Source organism: Paenibacillus hubeiensis (genome assembly GCF_032334105.1).
In the GTDB taxonomy this organism is placed as follows: Bacteria; Bacillota; Bacilli; order Paenibacillales; family Paenibacillaceae; genus Paenibacillus; species Paenibacillus hubeiensis.
Genome location: NZ_JAVYAE020000006.1, coordinates 267,616 through 280,346 on the forward strand (window position 1 = coordinate 267,616; position 12,731 = coordinate 280,346).

The window sequence follows — 12,731 nt, forward strand, 5'->3', positions numbered from 1 at the left end:
CTTACTCCTCCGTTACCTGTACCTTGATAGTCGCTTTGACTTCAGGATGAACCTTCACCGTTACTTGTGTTACGCCGAGCGTACGGATTGGATCGTCCAGTTCGATTTTGCGTTTATCGATTTTCAAGCCTTTGGCTGCAAGCGCCTCAGCGATTTGTTTGCTTGTGATGGCCCCGAACAGGCGACCGCCTTCACCCGCTTTGGCTTTCAGTTCGGTGACTTCAGCCTCCAGCTTTTTGCCGAGCACTTCCGCTTCCGCTTTTTCTTCTTGTTTGCGGCGCTCTTCGGCTGCATTCTGGTTCTCCAGCGTTTTCATGTTTCCGTCGGTAGCCAGACGCACCAGCCCGCGCGGCAGAAGGAAATTCTGTGCATATCCTTCCGATACTTCCTTCACTTGTCCTTTTTTCCCCTGACCTTTAACATCTTTTATAAAAATGACTTTCATTCGAACAGCCCCTCTTCCTTTTCGATTTCAGCCAGTACGTTCATCAGCCGTTTTTCTGCCTCTCCCAGCGATCCTTCCAGCTGAACAGCCGCATTGGTCAAATGCCCGCCGCCGCCGAGCCGTTCCATGACGACCTGTACGTTCATGCGGCCGAGCGATCTTGCACTGATTCCGATCAGCCCGTCCGGACGCTCGCTGATCACAAATGAAGCGACGACGTCGTTCATGTTCAGCAAGGTGTCCGCCACTTGGGCGATCATCATTTGCGGGAGCTTGCTGCCGCGTTCAGTGACCGCAAGCGCAATGTTCCCATATACCATTTTAGCATGCTTTATGATTTCTGCCTTAGCAATATATTCTGACAGATTTTCTTTCATCAGCCGTTGGATCATGATGGTATCTGCACCACTTCTGCGCAGGAAGCCGGCAGCCTCGAACGTTCTTGACCCGGTATGCAGCGCGAAATGCTTCGTATCCACCGTAATTCCCGCGAGCAGCGCCGTCGCTTCCAGCGGCGTGAACTGTACCTTGTCATGGATATATTGCAACAGCTCGGTAACAAGCTCGGCAGCCGATGAAGCGTAAGGCTCAAGATAAATCAGCACAGCGTCGTTAATGAATTCCTCGCCGCGGCGGTGGTGGTCCACCACGACTACGCGCGTAGCGGCCTGTACCAGCTTGGGCTCCATCGTCATGGAGGCTTTGTGGGTATCGACAACGACGAGCAGCGTGTGCTCGGTCATGACCTGGGTTGCCTGTTCGGGCGAAATAAAGGCTTTGGCCAACTTTTCGTCCTTGTTCACCAGCTCCATCATTCGCTCAATGGACGGATTTACCCCATCCAGGACGATGCGTGCCTCCACATTGTACAGGCTGGCCGCTTTCCACACCCCGATGGAAGCGCCGATCGCATCCATATCGGGCATTTTATGCCCCATAATAATGACCCGATCGCTCTCCTGCATAAGATCCCGCAAAGCATGCGCAATGACCCGGGCGCGAACCCGCGTCCGTTTCTCGACGGCATTGGACTTGCCGCCATAGAAGGACAGCCGCTGTCCCGATTTGACGGCAGCCTGGTCGCCGCCGCGTCCTAGCGCCATATCGAGACTGGACTGAGCAAGCTCTCCCAGCTCGCTAATGCTATCCGAACCAAAGGCCAGCCCGATGCTAAGCGTCATCGGCACCTTGAGATCGGCGGTCATTTCCCGCACCTCGTCCAGAATGACAAACCGGCTCTGCTCCAGTTCCTGCAGCGCCTTGTGGTTCAGCATCATCAGGTAGCGGTCGGACGACAAACGGCGCAAATACACTTCGTACCGCTTCGCCCAAGCCGTGATTTCGCTGGTTACGCGGGCAATCAGCGAGGTGCGCTGCTGGTCGTCCATGCCTTGTGCCGCCTCGTCCAGATTGTCGAGCACCAGAATGCCCAGCGCGATTCGTTCATTTTCGTACTTATCCCGGAGAACAGCCAACTCGGTAATTTCATACACGTACACGTACCGTTCCAGCGGGTTATGGATGACGCCGTAATATCGGTCATCGAGTTGGAACTCGTCGTGCAGTTCCTTGGATGCCGCGTCTTTCGATCCGTCCTTCTTTTCTTTCGGCTGCGGCAGCTTTGGAAACAGATGGGTTAGCGTGCTGCCCACCATCGTTTTCTCCTGAAACATATCCGCCACAAAGCGGTTATGCCATTCTACCGTACGGTCTTCGCTGTACAGCACAATGCCGAAGGGAAGCATGTTTACCGCTTCCCCCTCCATCCGTTTGATGCGTATGGATAATCCATTAATGTAATCATTCAATTCCCGGCGAAAGGCAAGCTCCGCTTTGATCATGACAATGCCGAGCGCCGAAGCGAGTATCAGGCTGATCAAACCAAGCGTCCAGTTGTAAATGGTCACGAACATGACCAGCAGGAGCAATAGAATAAACGCCCATACGGTATAGTAGCCGTGCCAGCGCTTCTTCAGAAATTTAGGCATGACTCATCACCCTATCGTTTTGGTTTCGAAATTGCCTCTCGAAGCGGGAACGCCAGATCAATGATCCCGATAATCCGAAGCGGCCCAATGAAAAAGACGGCGGCGGCCAGCAGATAGGGGATTACCGGATTCCATTTCCTCACATGGGACAAGAAAAAGAAAAAACCGATAGCTTGAATCATGAAGCCCAAATTGATTAGCGGCGACAGATTGGCCGCGATCATCGTCCAATACGTCCCGTCGCTTTGTCTTGACACGACCTCGAAGATCAATGCAAGGAAGTAGTACCAGATCAACGCGCGTGGCATTCTCCATTCGCGTGCAGGCGGCAATTTGGACACCGTCACGCCCATAACACTCAGGATGGGACGAGCGACTGCATGCGTGATAAGAGCCATCACCATAGAGGTGACAACCAGTGCAAACGGAATCATGAGCTGCGTCTGTCTCGCCACGTCCTGCGTCATTTCCGGCGTCCATACAAAACCGTTAACCATCTGTGTGGATGATCCGGTTAATGGTTCGACCGTCAATTGAACCACATCGGTAATATAGCCGGACAGGTCGAACTGGAAAAATACAGTGCCTAAAAGCAAAAGGAACAAATATTCCCCCAGCATCGCACCCATTCCTGACATCAAAGCAAACAGAGCCGATTTCCTTTTCTTATAAGCATTACCCATAATCATGGCGGGAATCGTGAAAATCACGAGCAATAACAAATATATGGGACTGATCATCAACAAAATGACGGCTACCGGCACGAGATGCCATACAAAGGACTTCACCGATAAGGACGCGTACAATACGACTCCCGGAACCAGCACGAAAAAGATCGCGAGCACCGATAGAGGCGTTGGCAGCGAAAGCAACAAGAGCAAATACACGACGCTCCAAACGGCCGTTTTAAAGCTAAATTTCAACAATTTCACCTCTTACGCATATGATCTTCGAGCGCGGATATATCCTGGTACCAGTCTTCCAACTGGTGACCTTCCGATTTGTGCTTTTTCAGTTTCTCTACTAGCAGTGCATCCAGATCCTTGAACGGAATACCAAGCCTGCGGCCCAATATGTACACGCTCATCATCAGACTGGCGAGACTGTCCCCGATTCGGGAGGTGCTGCCTTCCCATAACGCTTTGAACAATCGGGACACCTGGTCAAGCACTTCGGTCTTCAGCCATTCAATCACTTTAGCGCGTTTGGCTACATCCAGTTCTTTAGGCATATTAGCGAAAGTCACTCTCCCCGGAAAAAGCTTTATTCTCCATTATAGCATAAAAAGGGGGGTGTAAAAATGTTCCCCCTTGGCAATGCCCCAAGCTGTCTCCTTGGATAAGGTTATGCTTAACATGATACCGAAAAGCACGGATTATCCCTTTTCTGCAACCGATTTTTTCAAATGGATTTGGCCTTGAGCGTTTCCTTGGCAACGATGCCTTCACAATATTCGATAATTTGGCTGCGCCGCACAATGCCGATAAATCGTTCCATGTCATCCACGACGGGTACAAAGTTCTGAACTTTGGCCAGATTGATCAAATCCTCCATGTTGGCATTGATCGATACCGGCTTGATATCAAGCCGCAGCGGAACGTCCTTGAGCAAAAACTTTGAAGCGTTTTCAAATGAAATCTTCCCTTCGGAGTTCTTCATGTGCCACAACAAGTCGCCCTCAGTCACGGTACCGATATATTTGCCTTCCTTATTCAAAATGGGCACCGCCGTAAATCGATGATATTCCATCCGTTCCAACGTTTGCCTGAGTGTAGAATCCGACGTTACGCATGTTACCTCTTGCTTGGGCAATAGAAAAAATGCAATATTCATACCCTTGCGTGTCCTCCCTTGTCCTACATACTCAAAAGTTTCTCCAAACTTTATTATACGGGTTATAACACGTGATGTTCCAATCGGGGGAACTCCCTGCGAAAAAGAAAAAAAACAGCAGCCCGTAAAACACGCACTGCTGCCCTGTTCTCATCACACATCGCTGGTATAGAATGGTTGGATTACTCGATCTTCTGCCGATCGGGAATCATCAGTGAGCCGACTGGGGTCGATTCATCCATCCAGTTCGTAATCAGCTCTTTGGCATATTGGACATCCTTCTCATCGGCCTTGCCATAGTAGATGCCATCCTTGCGCATCCCCTCGCCGAGAATCGTAAAGCTGGAAATTTGCGGCTTCTCTTGGGTCAACACCTGTTTGGCCAGGTCAATGATGAAGGAAGGCTGCATATCGGTCTGAAAATTGTCTCCCATGATCTGCAGCAGCTCCGGAATCTTGCCAATTTGATTGAGATTAAGCATTTCGTTCGCCATGGCGTTCAGGAAAATCTGCTGCCGTTTGGTCCGGTTAAAGTCGCTATCCTCACGGTACCTCACGTAGTAAAGGGCTTCCTGACCATCATAGATGGGTTTGCCGCCTTCAATGGTGAACTGTACATGATCCGGGTTTTTGTTCACGATATCCTCTTCAATGGGCAGCTTCACGCCGCCAAGCGCATCGACCACTTTTCGGATTCCATCAAAATTGATCGTGGCATAGTACCCGACATCGGCATCTAAAAATTTCTCCACCGTATTGATGGACATATTCTCTCCGCCAAAAGCGTAAGCATGCGCGATCTTGTCGTAATCGTCTTCGCCATCCTTGTTAGCATCCCGCCCTACAATCTGTACATAGGTATCGCGCGGAATAGATACCAGCAGCACCCTTGACTCCTTTGGACGCACAACGGCATACATGACCGTGTCGGAGCGTCCGCGGGTTTTCTCATAGGCGCGCTTGTCGGACCCGAGCAGCAGCACGGAGAATGGTTTCTCGCGATATACGATCGGATCGGGCGTTTTATTGCCTTCCTGCGGTACGTATGATCTGGAGAGCGAGTCTTCGACCGTACCGGCCAGAAACAGATCGAATGCAGCCACAGCGAGCTGCTGGCGGAACAAATAACCGCCAACTAATAGTACGACGAGTGATAAGAGCGTTATATATAGGCCTTTTCTTTTTTTCTTTTTCTTCTCTTTAGTTCTTCTTGTCATTCGCGGATTCCTTCTTCACTCTCAAAATGAATTGCCAATCTACACTTAACCGCCTGGAATGCGTTCTGACACAATGTTGCCTGACGTCCCCCGTCCTGAAACAGGGTACCTTATGCTCGTTCTATTGTAAACACTGCTGCTCCGCGAAAAGTTACAATCTGGTTAAAAGAAAAGAACAGCTTTCCCTTCATGAACGAGCCTGTGGCCATTCGAATCCCTGTCCCTGCCTGAAAGGGAGAAGCAGACCGGTTGGATCAGCCTCGAATATTTCTTCAACAGGATTTGGAAATCCGAACACACGCGGATCAGAGAATGCTGCACTCGTATAACAGATCGCTGTCCTTTCCATCCATATATGAAATGATACACCGGATTCAGCTGTTCGTCACGGCCTCGTTTGACTGAAGGCTTTTCTCACGGCTGCGAATGCGTCCCGTAATCAGCGCCGCCACAAGCGTAAGCACACTGAAGATTACAGCCGACCAGAACAAGCCGCTATAACCCTGTCCGGTCGTCTGATGCACAGCCTCCAGCAGCGTATCGCGAATGCCCTGATCGGGGATTTGCGCCAGTCCCTCCGTCAGACTGGATACATCGCTGCTCGCGGCCCCTTCGGATGCGAATTGATCCATCATTTCCGGCTGGACCTGGATGCCTTTGTCGGTGAAGGCATGCTGGACATTCGTGCCCAGGTTCGTAAACGAGCGAGCAAGGAAGCCGGCGAAAATCGTAGGCGCAATCGCCATGGCCATCTGGCGGAACAACGAACTGGTCGCTACGGCGATCCCCTTGTTGTTCTCACCCGCTTGCTCCGTAACCAGCACATTCACGGGTGCTCCCAGCATCATGCCGAAGCCGATACCGACCAGCACGCTCGCAATGACGAACTGCCAGAGGTCTTCCACCCATAGCGGGAAGAGCAAGAAACCGACGGCAGACAGGAGACCCGCTACCGATAGCGTCCAGATCGGCCCTTTACGATCGACAAGGTACCCGCCGCCGCCCGCTCCGATGCCGGATGCAAGGGCCAGCGGCGTAAACCAATAGCCGGAAGCCGTGTTGGACACGCCCAAATACTGCTCGACGAAACCAGGGATAAAGATGACCGATGCCAGAATGGCTCCGGAGAAAAACGCGATAAGCAGCGTCCAGCGAAAAGAAGCGATGCCGAGAAGCCGCGTAGACACCACAGGCTCGCGGCGTGTTCCTTCCAGCCTTTTCTCAAGGTAGTAGAAAATAATCAGGATAGCGATGCCTCCGGCGAAGAATCCGTAAAACATAGGGGATACGATGCTCTCCAGCATGTTGACGCCATCCAGATTGCTGAAGCTGTACATCAGACTGAGCACCCCGAGCGTTAGGACCGCTATGCCGCTCCAGTCTACAGCCGCTTTGTTGAGTTCCTGCTCCTCCTGGATATAACGGATGCCTGCCACAAACAACAGAATCGCAATCGGCACGTTAATGAGAAACAACCAATGCCAGTTGCCCGTAACATCCAGAATAAACGAACCGACGTTAGGCCCAAGAATGGCCGCGATGCCGTTCATGCCCCCCAGGATCCCCAAAGCGCTCCCTTGTCGTTCTGCGGGAAAACGGCTTAATACATATGAGCTCGCAATGATAAATATCCCGCCGCCGCCAAGCGCTTGAATAACGCGGGATATCAGGAAAAACGTAAAGGACGTGCTTAAGGCGACGAGCAACGAGCCGATGCCAAACAGAGCAACCTCAATCAAAAACAGCTTCTTGCGGCCATAACGGTCCGACAGCTTGCCTGCAATGGGCACGCTGACTGCAAGGCCCAGCGTATACAGCGTAATCGTCCACGCCCCCCATGTTGGCGTCACGCCGAACGAAGCGTTCAGCGTTGTAAGCGACGAAGTAATAATGCCGTTATCCAATGCTGCCATAAAAACGCCGACCGCGAATAACATGAGCGGCCATTTCATCTGTCTTTGCATTTCGCTGCCTCCTGATTCATAAAGTAGGTTTCGTTCTCTTCCTTATACATGTATATTAAACGACAACAATCCAAAATGACTCATTGGTCATTTTAAAGCAAATGGAATTCCTATGTCAATTTATGAGTAATCCAATGAAAAATGCCCCCTTGGTTTCAATAACCTGGCGGCATTCTTGACGAGCTGCACGGGTTGCCCTTAACGAAAGCCGAACCCGTATACTCTATATATGTAGATTTGTTCACGTCCGCGCTGAAACTACTGCTTGCTCGTAAAGCCATAGTTCAATAATTTGCGCGTTTCCACAAAGCGCCCTTCCTGCGTCTCGCTGCCAAACACCACTGAGATCAGGCGCTTGCCGCTCCGTTCGGCCGTCCCGACAAAATGATATCCGTCCTCTTGATCAAATCCTGTCTTGAGGCCGTCTCCTCCGTCATAGGCATACGGCCCATCTATGGAAGGCAGCATCCAGTTGGTATTGCTAACGTACATGCCTTTCTGATTCATGGATACCTGAATTTGACTGGAGATCTTCAGAATTTCCGGATGATGGCGGATCAAATAATAGGCCAGGTTGCATGCATCAAGCGCCGTCATGGAGCTATCGCCTTGGATGGCATCAGGTCTATGGGGACCAAGGAGCTCCGTGTGCAGCCCGGTGGAGTTGGCAAAGTGCGTGCGTTCCGACAAACCGATCTCGGCCGCCTTGCGATTCATCGCATCCACGAAGGCAGACTCCGATCCGCCGATATGCTCGGCGAGCGCAATCGTTGCATCATTCGCCGAATACAGCGAAACAACATTGAACAGTTCGCGTACGGTGAACCGATCCCCTTGCTTCAACGATAACTGCTTCCCTCCAACCGAGCTCGCATATTGGCTGATGGCCACCGGATCGTCCCAGTTCACCTCACCATTGGAGATGGCATCCATCACTAGCAGTTCAGTCATGATTTTACTAATGCCTGCAGGGGATACTTGATTGGAACCATTATAATCGAGAATAATCTGTTTCGTTTCTGCATCCATCAACACGGCCGATGCAGCCTTGATGGCCGGCTTACCTACCAACATGCCAGGCTGTATTCCTACATATATAATGACCAGCAAAGCTAGCAAAATGCTTGTCCGTTTCCAACGTTTTTTCACCGACGATCACCTCTTATAGATATAGACGAACGAAAGAGGCATTTTGTCTGCGATTTTTTAAAAAAAGTTAAATTTTTTTTATCTTTTTGTTACCAATGCAAATTAAATAAAAAAAACATGGACCCTGAACACCCGTGCAAGGCGTACAGAATCCATGTTATTCAAAGTCGCTCCTAAGCCATTAAGTATGTTTAAGTAGAATTAACAATCCCGCTCGTCAGAACCCCAATCCCTTTAAGCAGGTTAGTTAAATTAATTTAAGCCAGATGGCAAGCTACAAAATGCTGCTTTTCCACTTCCCGATATTCGGGAATCTCTCGCTTGCAAATATCCGTCGCTATCGGACAACGCGTATGGAATTTACAGCCGGAAGGCGGATTAGCTGGGCTAGGAATATCCCCTTTTAATACAATTCGCTCACGACGTAATGTCGGATCCGGAATCGGAACTGCTGATAGTAGCGCCTTTGTATACGGGTGAAGCGGCTGGCGAAACAAATCCTCTTTGGAGGCCATCTCCACCATGGAACCCAAGTACATTACCCCAATGCGGTCACATAGATGTTCAACCACGCTCAAATCATGGGAAATGAACAGATATGTGAGCTGCTTCTCCTGTTGCAGGTCACTAAGCAAATTTATAATCTGGGCCTGAATAGATACATCCAAAGCCGATACTGGCTCATCTGCAACAATGAAATCAGGATTCATGATTAAAGCTCTAGCAATGCCGATTCGTTGGCGCTGTCCACCTGAAAATTCATGCGGATATCGGTCATAATGATAGTCAGCCAATCCACAAATCTTCAGCGTCTCGATTACCTTGTCCTTGACCTGACCACGGATGGACATGCCATGATCTATCAATGCCTCCCCAATTGCTTCTCCAACCTTAATGCGAGGATTCAAGGAACTGAAAGGATCCTGGAATACAATTTGCATTTTGGGACGCAAATCGCGCAGCTTATTTTTGCTAAGTGCATGAACGTCCTCTCCGTTAAAAATCACTTTTCCTTCCGTCTTGTCGAGCAAGCGGAGGATTGTCCTTCCAATTGTACTCTTACCACACCCAGATTCTCCTACAAGGCCAAAGGATTCACCCTTGTTAATTTTAAATGAAACATCATCTACGGCACGAACATTTCCAATAACGCGTTGGAAGATTCCTCCGGTAATCGGAAAATACTTTTTTAAATTCTGTACTTCGATTAAAGCTTCTGCCATGTCATTCCTCCTCCTCAAACAACCAGCAAGCAACCTTATGGCCGTTAGCGTCCATTCGAAGAGGCGGTTCCTTCTCACAACAGATGTTCATACAAAATTCGCAACGATCGTGAAAATGGCAGTTCTCCCCAAGCTCAATCGGGTTAGGAACTTGACCCGGGATTGAGTACAGACGCTCTTGCTTTTGATTGATTACCGGTTTTGCCTTCAACAATCCCTGTGTATAAGGATGCTTGGGTGCTTTGAACAACTCGTAAACTGAGGCTTCTTCGATAACCTTTCCTGCATACATAACAACGACATAATCGGCCATCTCAGCCACGACGCCCAAATCATGCGTGATGAGCATAATAGAGGTTTTCATTTTTTCCTTTACATCACGCATAAGGTCGAGTATCTGTGCCTGAATCGTTACGTCCAGTGCCGTCGTTGGTTCATCAGCGATCAGAAGTTTGGGATTACAGCTCAAAGCAATGGCAATCATGATTCGTTGTCGCATACCTCCACTAAGCTCATGAGGATAGGACTCATAGATTTTCTCCGGCCGCGGAATACCCACCAGCGTGATTAATTCAATAGCACGTTCCTTCGCTTCCTTTCTTGACATTAACGTATGCAAAAGAATAGGCTCTGTAATTTGTTCTCCAATCGTCAAAACCGGATTCAAGGATGACATCGGTTCTTGAAAAATAACAGAAATATCATTACCCCGAATACGACTCATTTCACTTTTACTTATTTTTAATAAATCTTTCCCCTCAAATAAGATTTCTCCACCTACACGAGGGGTATCCACCAGACGCATTAGCGACATGGCTGTCACGCTTTTACCGCAGCCGGATTCTCCAACCACGCAGAGTGTTTCCCCTTCACGGATCGTAAAGCTCACGTCATCCACGGCTTTCACGACACCTGCTGATGTATGAAAATGCGTTTTGAGATTTTTAAATTCTACCAGGTTATTTGCCATGTCGCATCACCTACTTTTTCATTTTTGGATCAAGTGCATCACGCAGACCATCACCAATCAAGTTGATCGCTACAACTGTTATCAATATACACGTGCCTGGAGGAATCCAAAGCCATGGTCGTTTTCGGAATTCGATAATTCCGTTTGCTTCCGCGATCATGTTCCCCCACGATGGTGTAGGTGGAACAACACCTAGCCCTAGATAACTCAGGGCCGATTCTGCTAGGATTGCGGATGCTACTCCCAAAGTAGCTGAAACGATGATAATCGGTACCGTATTTGGAAGCAAATGCTTGAAAATTTTACGTCTGTCTCGTAAGCCTAAAGCTTCGGTTGCTTGCATAAATTCCTGTTCACGCAGGGTCAAAATTTGTCCACGGACCAGCCTGGATAGACCCGGCCATGATAAAATACCGAGAATAAGCATCAAAAAATAAATCCGGTCCTGCGGGGGAACCTTCAGATCAGACAACAACGCCCCCAGAATTATCAATAACGGCAATGTTGGAATTGACATGAAAATTTCAGCAATTCTCATAATGAAAGAATCCAAGAATCGACGATAAAAACCTGCCAAAGCCCCAAGAATAGACCCGAGGACAACCGTAATGAATGTAGCCACTACGCCTACCATAATTGATATTCTCCCGGCCAGCATCACACGCAAAACTACATCTCGTCCCAACTTATCTGTTCCCAACCAGTGTTCGGCACTCGGCCCCATATTCTTATCCTTTACACTGTAGTTATCAACGTTATACGGAGATAACATCGGCCCGAATATGCAGATCAGAATCATCAATGTAAGAATCAGCAGACCCGCCAGCGCAAGTCGATTTCGAGCAAAGCGCCGAACTGCAACCCGCCAAGGAGAATCAGGTTGTCGTGCAGACACTCTCGTTTGTGATTTAATTGGTGCGGCCTCCAGTGACAATGCAATCTCCTCCTACTTCAATCTAATTCTGGGATCTGCAGCCCCATAAAGAACGTCTGACAAAAGTGTCCCTATCAAGGTGAGAGCTGCCATAAACACAGTAAATCCTAGCATAAATGGATAGTCCCTCATCGTAATGGATTCCAGATAAACTTGCCCTACACCTGGCCATACGAATATTTTCTCTAGGATTATGGCTCCACCGAACAGAGCAGGTAATTCAAACCCCATTAGAGTGATTGCAGGAAGCATGGCATTACGCAGAGCATGTTTAAAAATAACTGTTTTTTCCTTAAGCCCTTTGGCGCGAGCTGTACGGATGTAATCCTGGCGAATAACTTCCAGCATGCTCGTTCTAAAATAGCGTGTGAGACTACCCGTACTTAACATGGTCAAAACCAAAACTGGAAGAAAAGCGTGGTACCCCACGTCTATCATCCAATCCCAAGTTGATCCTGTTTGCCCTGCCGTGGTCATTCCCCCAACAGGAAAAAGCTTAAGATCAATTGAAAGGAACTTAATCAGAACAAGCCCAATAAAAAATGAAGGGAGCGACATGCAAAGAAAGACGGCCAGTGTGACCAGTTTATCAAAAAATGAATATTGGAACTTTGCGGAGAACACCCCGCTAAAAATGGCGATAATCCATGACAAAATTAAACTTAGAAATGCGATGATAAATGAATTCCAGACATAATCTCCAATAACATCAGTGACAGGACGTTTATGTTGAAGTGAATCTCCCATATTACCCGTTAACATATTCCCAACCCATATGAAATACCGTTCAACGGGGCCCTTATCCAATCCATAAATTTCTCTTAATTGGGCAGCCTTCTCGGCAGTCATATTCGGATTTTGTTGCGCTGTTATATAGTCTCCTGGAACAAGTGTCGTAATCGCGAAAACAATAATAGTAATTCCGAGCATCGTCGGAATCATCTGTAGCAGCCGACGGATAATGTACTGCTTCATAGTATTCCTCCTGGGGGTAATTAGGAAAGCCCA

12 protein-coding genes are annotated in these 12,731 nt (G+C 48.8%); all 12 read right to left on the minus strand.

Translation table 11 applies throughout. The features are described from left to right. Position 1: 1 nt before the first annotated feature. The 12 genes from rplI to RSX24_RS18150 all read right to left on the minus strand — a co-directional run bounded on the left by rplI (position 2) and on the right by RSX24_RS18150 (position 12,698). Positions 2 to 445 (minus strand): 50S ribosomal protein L9, encoded by a 444-nt coding sequence (gene rplI, locus RSX24_RS18095; RefSeq protein ID WP_236413640.1) that lies wholly within the window; start codon positions 443 to 445, stop codon positions 2 to 4. Next, positions 442 to 2,433, minus strand: a complete 1,992-nt coding sequence (locus RSX24_RS18100; protein WP_339275420.1) for a DHH family phosphoesterase — start codon at positions 2,431 to 2,433, stop codon at positions 442 to 444. The genes rplI and RSX24_RS18100 overlap by 4 nt, the downstream gene beginning before the upstream one ends. Positions 2,434 to 2,444: 11 nt before the next feature. Then, positions 2,445 to 3,356 carry a DUF2232 domain-containing protein gene (locus RSX24_RS18105; protein ID WP_236413644.1) on the minus strand — a complete coding sequence of 304 codons (912 nt, stop codon included), beginning with the start codon at positions 3,354 to 3,356 and terminating at the stop codon, positions 2,445 to 2,447. Positions 3,357 to 3,361: 5 nt separating this feature from the next. After that, entirely contained in the window at positions 3,362 to 3,664 is a 303-nt protein-coding gene (locus RSX24_RS18110; RefSeq protein ID WP_236413646.1) for a MazG-like family protein, read from the minus strand. A gap of 170 nt (positions 3,665 to 3,834) precedes the next feature. Next, the gene (locus tag RSX24_RS18115) at positions 3,835 to 4,266 is read right to left on the minus strand and encodes a CBS domain-containing protein (RefSeq protein WP_236413647.1); all 432 of its coding nucleotides are present in this window, start codon (positions 4,264 to 4,266) and stop codon (positions 3,835 to 3,837) included. Between the two features lie 182 nt (positions 4,267 to 4,448). Continuing rightward, positions 4,449 to 5,483 (minus strand): LCP family protein, encoded by a 1,035-nt coding sequence (locus RSX24_RS18120; RefSeq protein WP_236413648.1) that lies wholly within the window; start codon positions 5,481 to 5,483, stop codon positions 4,449 to 4,451. 374 nt (positions 5,484 to 5,857) lie between these two features. Beyond that, positions 5,858 to 7,447, minus strand: coding sequence for an MFS transporter (locus RSX24_RS18125; protein WP_343261384.1), 1,590 nt, complete (start codon positions 7,445 to 7,447; stop codon positions 5,858 to 5,860). Between the two features lie 258 nt (positions 7,448 to 7,705). After that, positions 7,706 to 8,596, minus strand: a complete 891-nt coding sequence (locus RSX24_RS18130) for a D-alanyl-D-alanine carboxypeptidase family protein (RefSeq protein ID WP_343261385.1) — start codon at positions 8,594 to 8,596, stop codon at positions 7,706 to 7,708. Positions 8,597 to 8,853: 257 nt separating this feature from the next. Beyond that, positions 8,854 to 9,819 (minus strand): ABC transporter ATP-binding protein, encoded by a 966-nt coding sequence (locus tag RSX24_RS18135; protein WP_343261386.1) that lies wholly within the window; start codon positions 9,817 to 9,819, stop codon positions 8,854 to 8,856. A 1-nt stretch (position 9,820) separates the two neighbouring features. Then, a complete protein-coding gene (locus tag RSX24_RS18140) occupies positions 9,821 to 10,789 on the minus strand; it encodes an ABC transporter ATP-binding protein (RefSeq protein ID WP_343261387.1) in 969 nt (322 codons plus the stop codon). A gap of 10 nt (positions 10,790 to 10,799) precedes the next feature. Then, complete coding sequence (opp4C, locus tag RSX24_RS18145; protein ID WP_343261388.1) at positions 10,800 to 11,723, minus strand: oligopeptide ABC transporter permease; 924 nt, start codon at positions 11,721 to 11,723, stop codon at positions 10,800 to 10,802. A gap of 12 nt (positions 11,724 to 11,735) precedes the next feature. Then, a complete protein-coding gene (locus RSX24_RS18150) occupies positions 11,736 to 12,698 on the minus strand; it encodes an ABC transporter permease (RefSeq protein WP_343261389.1) in 963 nt (320 codons plus the stop codon). Positions 12,699 to 12,731 lie beyond the last annotated feature (33 nt).